The 17,093-nt window shown below is 54.7% G+C and carries 17 protein-coding genes; 11 read left to right on the top strand and 6 right to left on the bottom strand.

Features of this window, described 5'->3' with window-relative positions:
• The first annotated feature begins 6 nt into the window (after positions 1–6).
• A complete protein-coding gene (locus VH413_04300) occupies positions 7–225 on the top strand; it encodes a hypothetical protein (protein HEX3797901.1) in 219 nt (72 codons plus the stop codon).
• Positions 226–523: 298 nt separating this feature from the next.
• A complete protein-coding gene (gene pabB, locus VH413_04295) occupies positions 524–2,044 on the top strand; it encodes an aminodeoxychorismate synthase component I (GenBank protein ID HEX3797900.1) in 1,521 nt (506 codons plus the stop codon).
• Here pabB and VH413_04290 read toward each other — a convergent pair.
• Complete coding sequence (locus VH413_04290) at positions 2,026–3,525, bottom strand: hypothetical protein (protein HEX3797899.1); 1,500 nt, start codon at positions 3,523–3,525, stop codon at positions 2,026–2,028. The two genes, pabB and VH413_04290, sit on opposite strands and share 19 nt — an antisense overlap.
• Before the next feature lie 238 nt (positions 3,526–3,763).
• On the opposite strand from VH413_04290, the gene VH413_04285 reads away from it, so the two are divergent.
• The 9 genes from VH413_04285 to VH413_04245 all read left to right on the top strand — a co-directional run bounded on the left by VH413_04285 (position 3,764) and on the right by VH413_04245 (position 12,481).
• Positions 3,764–4,609 carry an aminotransferase class IV gene (locus VH413_04285; protein ID HEX3797898.1) on the top strand — a complete coding sequence of 282 codons (846 nt, stop codon included), beginning with the start codon at positions 3,764–3,766 and terminating at the stop codon, positions 4,607–4,609.
• A gap of 69 nt (positions 4,610–4,678) precedes the next feature.
• On the top strand, positions 4,679–5,950 hold the full coding sequence (locus tag VH413_04280; GenBank protein HEX3797897.1) for an ATP-binding protein: 1,272 nt from the start codon (positions 4,679–4,681) through the stop codon (positions 5,948–5,950).
• A 208-nt stretch (positions 5,951–6,158) separates the two neighbouring features.
• On the top strand, positions 6,159–6,368 hold the full coding sequence (rpmI, locus tag VH413_04275) for a 50S ribosomal protein L35 (protein HEX3797896.1): 210 nt from the start codon (positions 6,159–6,161) through the stop codon (positions 6,366–6,368).
• Positions 6,369–6,380: 12 nt separating this feature from the next.
• A complete protein-coding gene (rplT, locus tag VH413_04270) occupies positions 6,381–6,779 on the top strand; it encodes a 50S ribosomal protein L20 (protein HEX3797895.1) in 399 nt (132 codons plus the stop codon).
• Between the two features lie 233 nt (positions 6,780–7,012).
• Positions 7,013–8,044, top strand: coding sequence for a phenylalanine--tRNA ligase subunit alpha (pheS, locus tag VH413_04265; protein ID HEX3797894.1), 1,032 nt, complete (start codon positions 7,013–7,015; stop codon positions 8,042–8,044).
• A 59-nt stretch (positions 8,045–8,103) separates the two neighbouring features.
• On the top strand, positions 8,104–9,213 hold the full coding sequence (locus VH413_04260) for a DUF262 domain-containing protein (GenBank protein HEX3797893.1): 1,110 nt from the start codon (positions 8,104–8,106) through the stop codon (positions 9,211–9,213).
• A complete protein-coding gene (locus VH413_04255; GenBank protein HEX3797892.1) occupies positions 9,210–9,677 on the top strand; it encodes a HEPN domain-containing protein in 468 nt (155 codons plus the stop codon). The genes VH413_04260 and VH413_04255 overlap by 4 nt, the downstream gene beginning before the upstream one ends.
• Complete coding sequence (gene pheT, locus VH413_04250) at positions 9,678–12,104, top strand: phenylalanine--tRNA ligase subunit beta (protein ID HEX3797891.1); 2,427 nt, start codon at positions 9,678–9,680, stop codon at positions 12,102–12,104.
• Between the two features lie 38 nt (positions 12,105–12,142).
• Positions 12,143–12,481 (top strand): hypothetical protein, encoded by a 339-nt coding sequence (locus VH413_04245; protein HEX3797890.1) that lies wholly within the window; start codon positions 12,143–12,145, stop codon positions 12,479–12,481.
• An 8-nt stretch (positions 12,482–12,489) separates the two neighbouring features.
• Here VH413_04245 and VH413_04240 read toward each other — a convergent pair whose 3' ends face one another.
• Genes VH413_04240 through nadC form a run of 5 tightly spaced genes read right to left on the bottom strand, consistent with a single transcriptional unit; the run spans position 12,490 to position 17,058 of the window.
• Positions 12,490–13,620 (bottom strand): sugar phosphate nucleotidyltransferase, encoded by a 1,131-nt coding sequence (locus VH413_04240; GenBank protein HEX3797889.1) that lies wholly within the window; start codon positions 13,618–13,620, stop codon positions 12,490–12,492.
• A 14-nt stretch (positions 13,621–13,634) separates the two neighbouring features.
• Positions 13,635–14,435, bottom strand: a complete 801-nt coding sequence (trpA, locus tag VH413_04235) for a tryptophan synthase subunit alpha (protein HEX3797888.1) — start codon at positions 14,433–14,435, stop codon at positions 13,635–13,637.
• A gap of 40 nt (positions 14,436–14,475) precedes the next feature.
• On the bottom strand, positions 14,476–15,222 hold the full coding sequence (locus tag VH413_04230; protein HEX3797887.1) for a type III pantothenate kinase: 747 nt from the start codon (positions 15,220–15,222) through the stop codon (positions 14,476–14,478).
• A 4-nt stretch (positions 15,223–15,226) separates the two neighbouring features.
• Entirely contained in the window at positions 15,227–16,204 is a 978-nt protein-coding gene (locus VH413_04225) for a biotin--[acetyl-CoA-carboxylase] ligase (protein ID HEX3797886.1), read from the bottom strand.
• The gene (gene nadC, locus VH413_04220) at positions 16,201–17,058 is read right to left on the bottom strand and encodes a carboxylating nicotinate-nucleotide diphosphorylase (protein HEX3797885.1); all 858 of its coding nucleotides are present in this window, start codon (positions 17,056–17,058) and stop codon (positions 16,201–16,203) included. Before nadC ends, VH413_04225 begins: the two co-directional genes overlap by 4 nt.
• Positions 17,059–17,093: the final 35 nt, after the last annotated feature.

Genomic DNA, 17,093 nt, shown 5'->3' with positions numbered 1-17,093 from the left:
AATGCCGTGGGACAACCATTGATTAATATCGAAGAAAATATTGAAAGAGTCGTCGGCCGCCGCACGAAAAAGCCCGCTCTTTCCCTGGCCCACAGCAATATCGCCAACGCGACTGCCTGGCAAAAAGCTCTGGGTGGTGTGCGTGTCCCAAGAGGCGTCTATCGTTTCAAAACTCACGAAGAAGCGGATGAATGGTTATGGCGGATGATTACCCGGCCTCGTTGAAGTGAACCGTACGCCAGCGAAGTCACCGGCACGCTGGTGTGCTTTTCCGCGCAAAAAAGTGCGGCCCCGTTGAAGCGAGGCGGATGATGGGACGCTGAATTTTTACGCGACAGCTCTCCGCGCTAAACAACACGCAGCCTCGTTGAAGCTAATTAAAATTATGCCAAAAGAAACTGAGACACTACCTGTTTGCTCTAAACAACGCGCGGCTTCGTTGAAGCAAACGCATGTGGAAGGAGATTAAGCGGGATCTCGTTAATTTGGTTCTACTTTTCCTCTCAGGCCTGCCACAAACAACATGCACCCGCTGATCCAACCAATCCCCACCCAGCATACGCCCGAATCGCTCGTTGAGCAACTGCGCGGTGAACGTGGCGTCATGCTCTTGCGCAGTGCATTGTTTGAATCTTCCACCGCGCGTTATTCCTTCATCGTTGCGCGGCCATTTCTTACTTTTCGCTCCTTCGGCTCACACGGCGAACTGACCAATCACAGCACCAACACTTCCCAACCGCAATTCGGCAATCCATGGTCCATTCTCGACAGCCTCATGGCCCGCTACGAACTGCTCGACGAAGTGGACCTGCCGTGCCCGCTGGGCGGATGTTTCGGTTACTGGGGCTACGATCTGAAAAATTTCGTCGAACCGCGCCTACCGCGCCGCGCCATCAACGATCTCGAACTGCCCGATTGCAATGTCGGTTTCTACGACAGCCTCGTGGTATTCGATCATCATCTCAGCAAAACGTGGATCATCTCCACCGGCCTGGATGCCGATGCCTCGCGCACCGAACAGCGCGCCCGCATGCAGTTAGATTGGTGGACAGCACTACTCGTCACCACATCAGACACCAACCAACTCAAGCGCCAACACACCACCCAGGACTTCTCATTAACCCCCGGCTTCAGCCGGGGGAAAATCCCAGCGCACACACCAGAAACTGTTTTAATAGTTTCCCCACCACCGCCCACATCCACTCTCACCCGCGATGAATTCATCGCGCGCGTCCAGCAAATCCAGCGCTACATCCGCGCGGGTGACATCTATCAAGTCAATCTCGCCCAGCGCCTCTCCGCGGAGTGCCATGTCACCGGTTGGGAATTCTTTCAACGCTTGAACGAAGTTTCGCCCGCGCCCTTTTCCGCCTATATAGACTGTGGAGATTTTCAACTCGCCTCGTCATCGCCCGAACTTTTTTTGCGCTTGAGCGGCCCGCACATTTTGACCCGCCCCATCAAAGGCACACGTCCGCGCTCCGCCGACGCCATGCGCGACGCCCAACTCACTTACGAATTGCAAACCAGCGCCAAGGAAATGTCCGAGCTGGTGATGATCACCGACCTGTTGCGCAACGACCTTGGCCGTGTTTGCGAATACGGCTCCGTGCAAGTGCCCGAACTCGTGCGGCTCGAACGCTACCCGCAAGTGCAACACCTCGTCTCCACCGTCGAAGGCCGGTTGCGCAAAGACGTCACGCACTTCGCCGCGTTCCAATCTTGCTTTCCCGGCGGCAGCATCACCGGCGCACCCAAGATTCGCGCCATGGAAATCATAGACGAACTGGAACCCGTCGCGCGTGGCCCGTACACTGGCGCGCTCGGCTACCTTGGCTTCAATCGCGAAAGTCAGTTATCCATCGCCATCCGCACCGCCGTCTGCCGCGAAGGCCGCGCCTGGTTTCACGCCGGTGCCGGCATCGTCGCCGATTCCATCCCCGCCGCCGAATACGACGAAACGCTTGCCAAGGCCGCCGGTTTTCTCACCGCCTTGCGTTTCGGACAATCACGAGTCAAATCGAATTATCTGGCCGAGGACTGATCCGCCGGTTTCGGCGCCTTCGGTTTGACGACAAGATCGAAATCAAACCCTGCGGCTCGCGTCGCCACATAAACCAGTTCCCGCTTTCCACTTTGGTCGGCTCGCACTTGCGCCGCTCGAATCTGTTCTGAGAAGTGACTCCAGGGAGTGTGAATATTCCAGGAATCCAGCCGGAAACTTGCGATGTGCAGACTCAACCAGGCTATCATCAAGACCGTCGCCCATTGGCGTCTGGAAATTTTGTTTGTGAACCACTCGAACCAAAGTCTCTCATACGCCACGCCCCAAAACACCCCCATCAAAAGTGTAGAACAAAAAAAGTATCGCCCATTGAATTCCCAGCAGGCTTCGTCCCAAGGGAGAAAATATCGCAGCCATTGTGTTCGCAGGACGAACATCGCCGGCAAACCAAGTATCAAATAGAGCAGAATTATCGAAGACCATCGGGAAAGCCCGCTTCTTGAATGTTGCCTCGCCAAACGTATCGCGATGGCAACGCAAATGACCGCCAGCACGAGGGAAATTCCCAGTATCACATTCCATCCCTCGGACGGGAAAGGATACATGGCCGTCTGGCCAAAAAAGAAAAAGCAGAAAACGCGATATCCGATGCACCGGACCAAAGCCAGCTTCCAATCTGAATCGTGCAGCAACATGGCCATCAGACCGGGCGGCCGCTCCGCCATCAGCGGATATGTAATGAGGGCCAGGGTCAACACGCTCCACCATGCACGCTCCCTGACATCCTTGGTCATCCACGCCCGCAGCACGGTAAGAGGCAAACAAACAATCGCGACCGGAGTTGTCCATGCGGTCAGAACCGCTGGCAAAAGCAGCAGCCAGAACGCCGGCAATCGCTGAGGCAATTCCATGAGCGTCACCAACGCCAGGAAAAATAATAGATACCAGCCTAAAAAGGCCGCCTTCATGAGCGGTTCGGCATTGGGCATCAAAGTAAACACCATCACGAGTGTAATCCGCAGTGAGTCACTTTTGATAACGTGCCGAAAATTCGGCAAACAAAAAAATGCCAATACACCCGCCGCCGCTAGCAGCGAAATCATTGCGTATGCAAACGGCAAATACTCCAGCGGCAGGACACTGCACGCCCAGGCAACAATTCGCGGAGCGGTAGGAAGATAGCCGGCATACGGCGTTATCACAGAATCTCTAAAACCCATTTCGTACTGCTGCTTGAAAAAAATCTTGCCATCCTCACCGTAAAAGCCCGCCTGAAATATCGCCGCGGGCTGACGAATGAACAACAAGGCCGCCACAACAAAAAAAACCACGATGGCTGCACGCCGCATATTCAATTTTTCGGGACCGATCCACAATTTATCCAGGATGGCTAAATTGCCTTCATTCGGCGCCGCGGGCATTTTCGGCTGGGATTCGGGAATCCATCTCATAATTGGATGGGCGATTGAAATCGCCCGCGAGTCTCCAGAAGAAAGTACGCCCGAAAGTTCGGCAACCACCGAACCACGTAGCAAGCGCGCCCAAAAACGGCCGCTCTTTTTTTCCTCGGTCTTTTCATTTTTTCATTTTTACATTCGGCAGTTCAGGCATTGATAAGTTGGCGGTTACAGTGGTCACTCTCATGTCCCCTAACCATCCTCTCGAATAAATCGGCAGATTTTGACCATCTCTTAACTTGAAATCCAATTCACGTTTGCTTGCTTCAAATCGCCGCCCCCCGATAATCTTTTCCCGATTATGAGCGCCATCGTCTTTCTCAACGGCAAATTTGTCCCCGAAACCGAAGCTACCGTCTCCATCTTTGACCGCGGGTTTCTTTACGGCGATGGCTTATTTGAAACCCTGCGCGTCTTTCGCGGTCAATTGTTTTGCTGGGCCGAACACCTCGAACGCCTCGAGCGCGGCGCCGCATTTCTGAAAATAAAAATTCCCTTTGCCCCGGACGAATTGCTCAGCCACGCCACGCAACTCATCCAGCGCAATCGGATGCCTGAATCGCTTCTGCGCATTTCTCTCTCACGCGGCGTTGGCCCGCGCGGATATTCGCCTCGCGGCGCAGACCGCCCGACCCTTACCATGTCCGTCCATTCCGCGCCGGATGCCAGCGCCGGACCACCCGCGTGGCACGTCGTGACTGCATCGTATCGCCTGCCCGCCGGCGAACCGCTCGCGCAATTCAAAACCGCCAATAAACTTCCGCAAGTTCTTGCGCGCGCCGAAGCCGATGCCGCTGGCGCAGATGAAGCGCTCCTGCTCAATACCAACGGCGAAATCGTGGAAGCCTCGATGAGCAATTTTTTTTGGATCGCGAATGGCACGGTTTGTACGCCGCCCTTGAACAGCGGAATTCTCGCCGGCGTCACGCGCCTGGTCGTCACGAGGATTTGCGGCGAATTGGGTTTGGCGATTTTAGAAACCAGCCTCACGCCCGCGGAACTCTTGCGCGCCGAAGGTATTTTTCTATCCATGAGTTCGTGGGGAATTGTCGAAGTCGCCTCGCTGGACAAGCATCCAATCGCACGCTCTCCATTATCGGCAAAAATTCGCGCAGCCTACGATCGAATGACAAATGAAATAGTTTGATGCCGTTGAAGAACAAACTAAATGCTTTCAATTCCGCTTTATTTGGCTTACATATTCGTAAGTCAATCAATGAAAGAGTCTGCGGACGAAACGCTTTCCGTTAAAGGCATGCACGATAGCCGTTCACCGGCGAAGCGTTATCTGTTTGCCTTCGTAGCCGTCGCAGTCGCTTTTCTCATCCGTGAAGCGCTCGACCCCCTCTTGGAGAACAGTCCGGTTAAACATGTCTTCATTACGTTCATCGTCGCGACGACCGCCGTGGCGTGGTATAGCGGTCTTGTTCCGTCCATCTTGACCTTCATCAGCGGCTTTATCCTCGCGGATTATTTTTTTCTCGATCCAAAATATTCGTTTTCCGTCCAGCCGCATCAATATCTGGATACCATGTTGCCGCCCATTCTGGTGTGCATCACGATCATTCTTTTCAGCCGTTCCATGCACGTGGCGCGCGAGAAGGCCAATGCCCACGCGCACAAAGCGATTGAAAATCAAAAGCAACTGGAAAGCGAAATCGCCGAGCGCAAACGCGTCGAGGACGAAGTGCGCCGTTTGAATTCCGAATTGGAATTGCGCGTGGAAGTGCGCACCTCGGAACTCGTCGCCAGCAATCAGGAGTTGGAATCATTCACCTATTCCGTTTCCCATGATCTGCGCGCGCCGTTGCGCCACGTGGATGGCTACGCGCAAATTCTGGAGGAGGAATTTGGCCCGCAAATGTCTCCCGAGGCGCAGAAGTTCGCGCGAAAGATTCGCCAAGGCAGCCAGAACATGGGCCGGCTGGTGGATGATCTGCTCAACCTCAGCCGCGTCGGCAAAAAAGAATTGACCCGTCAGCATGTCGCGCTGGGTCCGCTTGTCGAGGGAGTCATCGCCGATGTCAAGGTCGAGGCCGGCGACCGAAATATCGAATGGAAAATCTCTGAATTGCCGGAAGTGGATTGCGACCCCGGCCTCATCCGCCAGGTTTTCACGAACCTGATTTCCAATTCCATTAAATATTCCCGCCAGCGCGAGCACACGGTCATCGAAGTGGGAGCGCAAAAAAACAATGGCGATGTGGCCTTCTTCGTCCGCGACAATGGCGTCGGTTTCAACATGAAATATTCCGGCAAGCTCTTCGGGGTTTTCCAGCGGTTGCATCGCGTTGAGGAATTCGAAGGCACCGGCGTGGGCTTGGCCACGGTGGCGCGCATCATCCGCAAACACGGCGGTCGTATCTGGGCCGATGCCGAATTGAACAAGGGCGCCGCATTCTTTTTCACGCTTCCCGCCCAGGGACCCGCGCCCAGCCAGTGGAATAGCCGCCTCAATGATTACTTGAACCGCACCGCGAAGGTTTGATCGGAAATCTTTCATTTTTCGCAGAATTTAAATCCTTCGACCTGAGACTTGACCACTAGCCACTCCTAATATGCTAATCGCAAACTCATTAGACATTTTCCCAGCCGTTCCACTGGCTTCTCCGGCTCACCAAAAATTTCAAAATACCGCTTGCTTCATCCATTGGTGAACTATATAGTGCCCGCTCTTTTGTAACGAATTTGAAATTATGAGACGCCCAAAAGGTATCAAAACTCGGAAAGCGGTCGCCAAACGGTTTAAAATCACCGGCACCGGCAAGGTCATGCGCTCACGCGCCGGCAAACGCCATTTGCTCGCCTCCAAAAACGCCAAGCGCCGCCGCAGCCTCGGCACCGCCAAACAGGTGGATCACACCGATGCCTATCGCATCACCCAGAACCTTCCTTTCAGCCATTAATCATTAAATTTTATGCGAGTTACTAACGCACCCGCTTCACGCAAGCGCCGTATCCGTACAATTAAAGACGCCAAGGGCTTCCGCGGCCGCCGCTCGAAACTTTACCGTTACGCAGCCGACGCCACCGATCACGCCAAGCAATACGCTTTCCGCGATCGCAAGGTGAAGAAACGCACCTTCCGCCAGCTCTGGCAGGTCCGCATCAACGCCTCCGCCCGCGCTGCCGGCACCACCTACAGCCGTTTCATGGAAGGCCTCAAAGCCGCGAAAGTCACCCTCGACCGCAAGGTCCTCGCTGACATCGCCGCCACCGACAACGCCGCATTCGGCGAACTCGTCAAAGTCGCTGTCAAGGCATTGCAAGACAAAGGCGTCAAAGCGGTCAAAGCCGTGAAGACTGCTAAAGCCTAAATCCACGCGATACCAAAATCTCTCAAACGGGCGCTCAGCAATGACGCCCGTTTTTTTATTTCCCTCAATCCAATTCCGATTCCGTCCCATCCTAAAATCTTTTCCCCCTCTGCGCCTCTGCGCCTCCCCGCCTCTGCGTCAAATAGACCTGCAAACCGCCGTTCACAAATTCCATCGAATCCCAAACTTTAAACTTCCGCCCCCGCCGCGTTTTCTCATAATACCGCTCGCCTATGTCATTTCTCGATCAGATCGAACCGCTTAAAAACGCCGCCATCGCGGAATTGCGCGCCGCGCCCGACCTCGCCGCCCTGGAACAGACCAAGGGCAACTACCTCGGAGCCGCCGGCAAATTCACCGCGCTCCTCAAACAACTCGGCTCCCTGCCCAAAGAGGAAAAACCCGCCGCCGGCAAACTCGTCAACGTCGCCAAAGGCGAACTCGAAGCCGCCCTGACCGAACGCCGCGCCGAACTCGAACTCAAAGCCGCGCTGCCCAAAGAGCCCACCGATTTCACTCTGCCCGGACGCCGCCGCGCCCTCGGCAAATTGCATCCGCTCACGCAAGTCACCGAAGACATCGTCCGCAGCTTTCGCAAAATCGGTTTCGTCGTCGCCGACGGTCCCGAGATCGAAGACGAATATCATTGCTTCGACGCCTTGAATACTCCCGCCGATCATCCCGCGCGAGACTCCCAGGACACCTTCTACGTTCAGTCCGCCACCGCCCAACCTGGCGCGCCCGCGCAAAAACCATTTCTCCTGCGCACGCACACCAGCTCCGTGCAAATTCGCGTGATGGAATCACAACCGCCGCCCATCCGCATCATCGTGCCGGGCCGCGTATATCGCCGCGACAACGCCGATGCCACCCACAATCCGACCTTCCAGCAAATCGAAGGCCTTTACGTGGACAAAAATGTCACCGTCGGCGACCTCAAAGGCACCGTCGAATTCGTCTTCAAGGAACTCCTCGGCAAAGACGTGAAGCTGCGTTTCCGCCCGCATTATTTTTCCTACACCGAGCCCAGCTTCGAGATAGATTTCTCCAGCCCCATGGTTCGCAAGATGGGCAAGGAATGGCTCGAACTCGCCGGCTGCGGCATGGTGCATCCAAAAGTTTTCGAGAACGTCGGCTACGATCCCGAAATCTGGACTGGCTGGGCCTTCGGCTTCGGCATCGAACGCATCGCCATGCTCCGCTATGAAATCAATGATATTCGGTTGTTTTACGAGAATGATGTCCGTTTTCTAAAACAATTTTAAAATAGCTGATTCATATTCTCATTCACCAAACGCCATCAAAAACTTTTCGCTTGAAAAAAATGAAAATAAGCAAACTGAGCAAACAAAAGTCCGAACATGTGGCGGAAGTAATTGATGAGGCAGAAAATGACGATACGACCCCGAACGTCCGCTACGAGATAACGAGCTATGGTGCGGACTATGATGTTGCTGGTTTCGTCGCACGTTTGCAACGCGATGATATTGTCATACCACCGTTTCAAAGGGACTACGTTTGGAGGCTCCCTGAAGCGTCACGTTTTGTTGAATCAATCCTTCTGGGACTGCCAGTACCGGGCGTATTCCTTGCGAAGGAAGTTGAATCGAGCAAGCTGCTGGTAATTGACGGGCAGCAACGACTCAAAACTCTTCAATTTTTTGTAGAAGGTATTTTTAATCCTAAAGAGGGGGATAAGAATCAAAAAGTATTCAAACTTTCTAAAGTATCAGAAAGGTTTGAAGGGTTGACATACAAAGCTTTATCTGATGCGCAAAGAAGAAATTTAAATGATTACGTAATTCACGCTACGATCATAAAACAAGAAAAACCGACAAATGATGACACAAGCATCTATCACATTTTTGAACGATTGAATACAACCGGCCAACGTCTGTCGGCTCAAGAAATCCGTGTGGCTGTTTATCGAGGTGCTTTATTAGACCTCATTGAAGAGTTGAATGAAATTCGCGAATGGCGACAGGTTTTTGGAAAACCTCATCCTCGGTTAAAAGATCGAGAGCTCATTTTGCGTTTTTTTGCTTTATACGCCAATGCGGATTCTTACGAACGTCCACTTGCAGAATTTTTAAGCAAGTTTGCCCTCAAGAACCGCAACCCAACCGCCGAAGAATTAAAATTGTTCCGCGAGACATTCATTTCGACAATTAAACTGATTTTTGAAATCCTCGGAGCAGAAGCTTTTCGGCCGGAAAGAGCTCTTAACGCGGCGGTGTTTGACTCCGTGATGATCGGCTTGGCAAAAAGATTGAGTCGCGGGAAAATAGCTCAAACGGATCAAATTAAGGCATCGTATAAAAAACTCACCACCAACCCAGAATATCTCTCCGCCGTAACTGATGCGACATCAGATAAACCAAACGTCGAAAAACGAATTAAATTAGCAACAGCCGCCTTCTCACACATAAAATGAGAAACGCTGACATCGCTAGGCAGCTTGCCTCGATTCGCGCGCTAGTGTTGAACAGTTCTTCCGCCACTGCTGATGACTTAGAATTGCAATCTCACTGGGCGCGCTACGCATGTGTGCTTACAGCGGGATTATTAGAAAATGCGGTGATTGCTCTGTATACTAATTTTGTTACAAGAATAGCACCAAAACCAATCGGCGATTACGCTTCAATCCAACTTGGTAAAATTCAAAACCCTAAGACCAAAAGATTCTTAGAAATCTCAGGATCATTCAAAGAATCATGGGCCAAAGACTTGGAAACATTTGTCGATCTAAACGGTAGAAGAGAAGCGATTGATGCAATTATGGCGAACCGACACCAAATTGCGCATGGCCAAAATTCCGACATCACTATTGCGCGAATTTCAAATTATCTGAACAAAGCAGAAGAGGTATTAGAATTTATCGAAAACCAATTAATCTAAATGAAAGTCACCCTTAACTGGCTCAAGCAATACGTTGATTTCAACTGGTCGCCCGCCGAACTCTCCGAGCGCCTCACCATGATTGGCATCGAGGTCGAGGGCGTCCAAAAAATTGGCGGCGAATTCGAAGGCATCGTCGTCGCCCAGGTCATCACCCGAGACAAACATCCCAACGCCGACAAACTTTCCCTCTGCCGCGTCAACGACGGCACCGGCGAACGCCAAATCGTTTGCGGCGCGCAAAATTTTCAGGCCGGCGATAAAGTCCCGCTCATTCTCCCCGGCGCGTCCCTGCCCCCCAAACCCGGCGACAAAGAACCCTTCACCATCAAGGTCGGCAAAATCCGCGGCGTCGAATCTCACGGCATGCTGTGTTCCCCTCAGGAACTTGGCCTGCCCGACCAAGTGGATGGTCTGCTCATTCTTTCGCCCGATGCCAGGGTCGGCCAGCCCTTCGCCGAATATCTTGGCCGCGCGGGCAACGACGTCGTTTACGATCTCGAGATCACCCCCAATCGTCCCGATCTCAACAGCGTCATCGGCATCGCTCGCGAGATCAGCGCTGTCACCGGCAACCCGCTCAAAATTCCGAACCCTGGCAATCTCCCCGCGTCCGGCGCAAAAACTGCCGAACTCATCGCCGTCAAAATAGAAGACGCCGAACTTTGTCCGCGCTACGCGGCGCGCATCATTCGCGGCGTCAAGGTTGGCCCCAGTCCCGATTGGCTCAAGCAAACCCTCGAGAAAGTCGGCATCCGCAGCATCAGTAATGTCGTGGACGTCACCAATTACGTGATGCTCGAAATCGGCCAGCCGCTTCACGCGTTCGATTATCATCTCGTCACCGCCGCGAACGGCCAGCGTCCCACCATCGTCGTCCGCCGCGCGAGCGAAGGTGAAAAATTTACCACCCTGGACGGCCAGCAACGCACGCTCACAAATCAAGCCTTGCTCATCGCTGACGAAACCAAGGGCATCGCACTCGCTGGCATCATGGGCGGCCAAAATTCCGAAATCACTTCAAACACCAAAGACGTTTTGATCGAAAGCGCCTATTTCAAGCCGCAAAATATTCGCGCGACTTCCAAGAAATTGGAACTCCGCACGGATTCCTCCTACCGCTTTGAACGCGGTGGAGATGTCGGCATCTGCGATTGGGCAAGCCGCCGCGCCGTGCAATTAATTCTCGAAACCGCCGGTGGTGAATTGGCTGAAGGCGTCGTGGATGTTTACCCGCAACCTGCCGAACCGAAAACCATTTCGCTGCGTCCCGAAAAAACCTCGCAACTTGTCGGCATCGAAATTCCCGCCGATCGCCAAATCAAATCGTTGCAAAGTCTCGGCCTCGAATTGACCAACGCCGGTTCGTCCACGCCCGCATTCCGTATTCCCACCTTCCGCGTGGATTTGAAACGCGAAGTGGATTTGATCGAGGAAGTCGCACGCCTGTTTGGCATCGAAAATATTCCTTCGACGCCTCCGCGCGGCGCGATTGGTGCCAACGCCTTCGATTCCGTTCACGATCAACTTGCCGAAGCGCGCCGCATTCTCACCGGCCTCGGCCTCAGCGAAGCCCAGGGCCAGACGCTTATTTCGAGCGCGTCCGCCAAGCTCACCGGCGAATCCGTCGCTTTGCAAAATCCCTTGAGCAATGACATGGATGCCCTCCGCCCCAGTCTCATTCCCGGCCTCCTCGACGCCCTCCGCCACAATCTCAATCGCAAAAATCACGATGTCGCACTCTTTGAAATCGGTCGCGTGTTTGCACCGAACAATGGCCAGGTGCGCGAAGAACGGCGCGTCGCCATCATCCTCACCGGCCAGCGCCAGGTTCCATTTTGGTCCGGCGAAGATCGCGCCGCGAAGTTCGACACCTACGATTTAAAAGGTGTCCTCGAAGAATTTCTCGAGCAATTCGGCCTGCGCGGTTACACCTTCGCGCGGCGCGAGCAAAGCACCACTCTGCTGCTGGAGTCCGGCACGATTCAACTTGGAAAAAATTCCCTCGGCGAACTCGGCCAGCTTCTGCCCGCGCTTGCCCGGCGCTACGACCTGCGCGATGCCGTGCTTATCGCCGAATTGAATCTCGATCTTCTGCTCGCACGCCGAAATCCGTCGCGCATGTTGAAGCCATTGCCGCAATTTCCCACCATCCGCCGGGATGTCGCCATGCTTGTGCCCGAAGCCACAACCCACGAGGCTGTTCTCGGCGCGGTGAAACAAGTCAAACCCGCGAACCTCGAGAACGTGGAACTCTTCGATATTTTCCGCCGCCAGAACGTCCCCACTGGTCAAAAGAGCCTTGCGTATGCATTCACTTATCGCAACGCCGAGCGCACGCTGACCGACAATGAAGTGAACGCCGCCCACGAAAAATTGGTCGAAGCATTCAAGCGAACGCTCAACGCCACTTTGCGCGAAAGTTGAATATGTTGCCGATAACGCTATGAAATAAAGGAGGAATCATGGTCCCGCTCTGGTGGAATCACAAAGTGCCCATTCGCAACCTGCCTGAGTTGCTGCAACTTTATCACCAGCACGGCGGCTCGATTGTGCAATATCGGCGCATCTATTCGGTCATCCTTTTTTCTCACACGTCGTCTGTTTTTGAATGGGTGCCACCAACCACCAGCCATCGCGCGGCGGGCCGCAAGCACGCCCTCTGGTGCTTTATGTTCGGCTGGTGGTCCATTCCGGGGCTCGTCGGAACACCTATCGCGCTTTATAAAAATCTGTTTGGCGGAATGGATGTCACTAGCTTTTTGACCGCGCCCCCGCCCATCGTCCAAGGCCAAAATCCCTAGTCTGGCGTTTACACCAACTTTTTATAAGCCGGCGTGCTCGCGAGTTTCGCGACGAGTTCTTTAATTTTCTGCGCCTGGCTTTTGTGCGCGACCAGCGTTGCGTCGTCTGTCTGCACAAGGATCGAATCACGCAATCCGACGATGGCAATCGGCGTGCGATTTTTCGTGCGCGCATCGAAGACAATATTTCGTGCCGCATCCACATGCACGAAATCTCCCACCGCACAGTTGCCTTCCGCGTCCGGTTTCAAATGCCGCGCCAGCGCCGTCCAGGAACCAAGGTCGTCCCAGTCGAACGAACCATCCGCGACCACCACGTTCTGCGCGTGCTCCATCAAGGCAAAATCAATCGAGACCTTTTTGATCGCGGGATATTCCTTCGCCAGCACCTTGTCCAGCTTCGCGGGCGTGTTCGCGACCTTGAACCAGCGCTGGCACGCCTCGAACATTTCCGGCTGATGCTTCTGCAAACCTTCCGTCACCGTCACGAACGACCAGATGAACATGCCCGCGTTCCAGCGATAATGCCCGCTGTTCACATATTCGACCGCCTTTTCGAGATTCGGTTTTTCAACGAATCGTTCTGCCTTAAAGAAAGTCGTCTTATATCCTTTCACACCTTTAGGCGCAGGCAACGGTTCGCCAACATGAATGTAACCATAACCCGTCGCCGGTTCCGTCGGCTTGATGCCGATGGTCACAATCGCCTGCCCGCGCCCCGCCAAATCAAAGGCATCCGCAAGTACCTGTTGAAATTTTTTCTCGTCGGGAATGACGTGATCCGCCGGCAAAACTGCCATCACCGCCGTGGTCGAACGCGCGCCGACAATAGCCGCGCCCAACGTCACCGCCGCGCAGGTGTCGCGTCCGCACGGCTCCGCGATCACGTTTTGCTTCGGCAGCTTCGGCAGCTGCCGCCGCACTTCCGGCGCCTGCACGGCATTCGTGATGATCAAAATATTCTTGAGCGGCACCAGCGGCAACACGCGATCCACCGCCTGCTGCAAAAATGAACGCTTGCCCAATAATGTGATCAACTGCTTCGGCGTCTTCTCGCGGCTCATCGGCCAAAAACGCTCGCCCTTGCCCCCCGCCATGATGATCACGTAGCGGTCATTCATCTCGTTTTTCTTTTTCATAGTAACAGTTCGCTTCATAATGTCTTCACTGCATCGCCCAGCGATTTCACAAATGCCGTCACTTGCGGAACCATTTCCGGGCTGCGCCCATGCTGCGCGATCTGGTTGACGATGGCGCTGCCCACGACAATCGCTTCCGCGCTCGCGGCAACTGTGCGTGCCTGCTCGGGATTCGAGATTCCAAAACCGACCGCAATGGGCAACTGCGTGTGCGCGCGAATTTTCGCCGTCATGTCCGCAATCGTGGTTGAGACTTTCGATTGCATCCCCGTCACGCCTTCGCGCGAAACATAATAAATAAATCCGGTGCCGCGCTTGACGATCAATCCGATGCGTTCATCCGGCGTCGTCGGCGCAACCAGGTAGATCACGCACAAGCCGGCCTCGCGCATCATCGCTTCGTAATTTTCCGATTCCTCCGGCGGCAAATCGAGCACCAGCAAACCGTCCACGCCCGCGCGCGCGGCATCCTCGATGAATTTTTTGAAACCGTAGCGATGGAGCAAATTGAAATAAATATAGAAAACGATCGGCACCTGTGAGTCCTGGCGGATCAATCGCACCGTTTCGAGGACCTTCGGCGGCGTCGTGCCCGATTCAAGGCCTCGTTGCGCCGCGAGTTGATTCACGAGACCATCCGCAAGCGGATCGCTGAAGGGCACACCCAGTTCGAGCACATCCACGCCCGCCTGGTCGAATGCGAGCGCCAATTTCCGGGTTGCTTCCAAATCGGGATCGCCCGCGCCGATATAGACCACAAAACCCTTTTGGCGGTTTTGTTTGAGGCGCGCGAATCGTTCAACAATGCGGTTCATTCGCGCGGAGATTGCCAATAATTTCTGCCAAGCTCAAGACTCATCGCCGTTCCCAAATCAGCCGCAAGCCTTCCAACGTCAGCATCGGGTCAATCGCGGTAATCTCCGGCAATTCCGCCGCCATTAATTTTGCGTAACCACCGGTCGCAACTACCGGCAAATTTTTCACGCCCAGATCGCGTTTTAACTCGCCAATAAGTTCGCGAATCAATCCGCGATACCCATGGACCGCGCCGATGCGCATGGCCTGTTCGGTATTTTTTCCGATCACCGCGCGTTCCTCGCGGATTTTGATGCGCGGCAGCAACGCCGTTTTTTCGTGCAAATAATCCGTCATCACGGCGAGGCCGGGCGCGATGATGCCCCCGGCATAATTTCCCGCGCGGTCCACCACGTCGAATGTCACCGCCGTCCCAAAATCCACCACGACGGATGGCGCGCCAAAATGCTCTTTCGCCGCGACCGCATTTGCGAGGCGATCCGGCCCAATCGTTTTTGGCCGCGGGTAATCAATGCCCACGCCGCGCAAAGTTTTTGGTGAAAGGATGACGCAAACCAAATCCCATTCGCGCCGGATCATCTGAACCGCTCGCGGTGTCGCATGCGGCACTACGCTGCACAAGGCCGCGCCTTTCAACAACGCACGCCCAACAAATTTTGAAATCAATTTCGCCGCGCCGCCATCAAACCATGCCGCCGTTGGGATATTTAGTTGTTTGAAAACCCGCGTCGAATTTCCCAACCCCAAATGCGTGTGCGTATTGCCGATGTCCAGTAACAGAATCATACGATTATTTTTCAATCGTGACGTCGCCGCCGATGATTCGTTCGAGTCGCCCATGTTGCGTGCGCAGCAGCAGCGCGCCGTCGGTGTCCAACGATTCGGCAGTTCCGCGAAGCGTGCGACCGCCGATATTGATCACCACATTTTGCCTGAGCGTGGCGCAATGTTCTTCCCATTCGTTGGCGACCGATTCGAATTCTCCGGCTGCGATGCGCTGATAATCCCGGTCGAGTTCCTGCAAAATCCGAATCGCCAGCGCCGCGCGGTCGAGCCGCTGGCCGGTCTCGATGCGCAGCGACGTCGCGATCTTGCGCACGTCCGCCGGAAAATCACTTGCGCTCAAATTCACGCTCACGCCCATGCCGAGAATGACATATTTGACCGTGTCGAGTTCGGCGCTCAATTCGGTAAGAATGCCCGCCACTTTTTTTCCGCGAATCAAAATATCATTCGGCCATTTTATTTCCGCCGTGATTCCCGTTTGGGCCTGGATCGCGCGGAACAAGCCGGTCGCGGCGGCGATGGTTAGTTGCGTCACCATCGTCGGACGCATCGCCGGGCGCAACAGAATCGAAAACCAAAGTCCTTTGCGCGGCGGCGAGACCCATTTGCGGCCCATTCGCCCGCGCCCTTGGGTCTGCGATTCCGCAAATACCACCGCGCCTTCCTTCACCCCGTCACGCGCCAATTTTTCGATAACATCATTGGTCGAAGTCGTCTCCTCAAAAACCTGGATGTCGCGCCCGATCACCTTGGTGCGGCCAAGACCGGAAAGCAAATCATCCGCGTGCAGCAAGTCCGGCGCGCTCAACAGGCGATAGCCCAGATGCGGGCTCGCCTCGATTTCGTAACCGAGCGAACGCAATTCCTGGATGCGCGCCCATATCGCTGCTCGGCTGATGCCCAGCGTTTGTGAAAGTTCTGTGCCCGAGACGCCGCCGCTGGCGACGCGCAATGCAGTGAGAATTTTCGTGTCTATCGTCACAATTCCTCGAAATCCAAACCGATGTCCACCGCGCGGGCCGAATGCGTAATACTCCCGACCGAAATCAAATCCACGCCCGTCTCGGCAATGCCGCGCACGGTTCCCATATTCACTCCGCCACTTGCCTCCGTTTGCGCGCGGCTCCCGACGATTTTTACCGCGTCACGCAGTTGCACAAGGTTCATGTTATCCAACAAAATAATGTCCGCGCCCGCCGCGGCAGCTTGCTCGACTTGCTCCAGCGTGTCGGCTTCAACCTCCACTTTCAATTTAGGATAGCGCTCGCGCGAGCGCCGCACCGCCACGGCGATGGCATTCGGCAGTTCATGTCGCAAGGCCGCGAGGTGATTGTCCTTGATGAGCACCATGTCATACAAACCGATGCGATAATTCTGCCCGCCGCCGCAAGTGACGGCGTATTTTTCAAAGCGCCTCCACCCCGGTGTGGTTTTGCGCGTGTCCAAAATGCGCGCGCGCGTCCCCTGCACTGCCGCGACGAATTGCGCCGTCAAGGTGGCCACGCCGGAAAGCCGTTGTACAAAATTCAAGGCGACGCGTTCTGCCGAAAGGATCGCGCGCGCCGAACCTTCAACAATCAACAAATCCTGTCCCGCCTGCACCGCGTGACCATCGGCGGCGAGCTGTTTAATTTTAAGATTGGAAGCAAGTTCGCGAAATGCGACTGCGGCAAATTCCAGTCCCGCCGGCATGAGCGTTTCCCGTGCCTTCATCGTCGCGCGCGCGATGGCGGAATCCGGCACGGTCGCGAGCGTGGTGACATCGCCAGTGCCGACGTCCTCTGCGAGCGCGAACTGCACCGCGTGACGAATCTCTTCCTGACTCAACGGATCCATACGGCCAGCATGCTTTGATTCGTGCAGACAGTCAA

Source organism: Verrucomicrobiia bacterium, from assembly GCA_036268055.1.
GTDB lineage: Bacteria > Verrucomicrobiota > Verrucomicrobiia > Limisphaerales > Pedosphaeraceae > DATAUW01.
This window is presented reverse-complemented; position numbering and strand designations above follow the sequence as displayed.

Bases quoted from the DNA above. Each gene is read 5' to 3' on its own strand.
- VH413_04245 (HEX3797890.1), top strand. From the start codon at position 12,143: ATGGTCCCGCTCTGGTGGAATCACAAAGTGCCCATTCGCAACCTGCCT.
- VH413_04230 (HEX3797887.1), bottom strand. From the start codon at position 15,222: ATGATTCTGTTACTGGACATCGGCAATACGCACACGCATTTGGGGTTG.
- rpmI (HEX3797896.1), top strand. From the start codon at position 6,159: ATGAGACGCCCAAAAGGTATCAAAACTCGGAAAGCGGTCGCCAAACGG.
- rplT (HEX3797895.1), top strand. From the start codon at position 6,381: ATGCGAGTTACTAACGCACCCGCTTCACGCAAGCGCCGTATCCGTACA.
- pabB (HEX3797900.1), top strand. From the start codon at position 524: ATGCACCCGCTGATCCAACCAATCCCCACCCAGCATACGCCCGAATCG.
- VH413_04280 (HEX3797897.1), top strand. From the start codon at position 4,679: ATGAAAGAGTCTGCGGACGAAACGCTTTCCGTTAAAGGCATGCACGAT.
- pheS (HEX3797894.1), top strand. From the start codon at position 7,013: ATGTCATTTCTCGATCAGATCGAACCGCTTAAAAACGCCGCCATCGCG.
- VH413_04285 (HEX3797898.1), top strand. From the start codon at position 3,764: ATGAGCGCCATCGTCTTTCTCAACGGCAAATTTGTCCCCGAAACCGAA.
- VH413_04260 (HEX3797893.1), top strand. From the start codon at position 8,104: ATGAAAATAAGCAAACTGAGCAAACAAAAGTCCGAACATGTGGCGGAA.
- nadC (HEX3797885.1), bottom strand. From the start codon at position 17,058: ATGGATCCGTTGAGTCAGGAAGAGATTCGTCACGCGGTGCAGTTCGCG.
- VH413_04240 (HEX3797889.1), bottom strand. From the start codon at position 13,620: ATGAAAAAGAAAAACGAGATGAATGACCGCTACGTGATCATCATGGCG.
- VH413_04255 (HEX3797892.1), top strand. From the start codon at position 9,210: ATGAGAAACGCTGACATCGCTAGGCAGCTTGCCTCGATTCGCGCGCTA.
- trpA (HEX3797888.1), bottom strand. From the start codon at position 14,435: ATGAACCGCATTGTTGAACGATTCGCGCGCCTCAAACAAAACCGCCAA.
- pheT (HEX3797891.1), top strand. From the start codon at position 9,678: ATGAAAGTCACCCTTAACTGGCTCAAGCAATACGTTGATTTCAACTGG.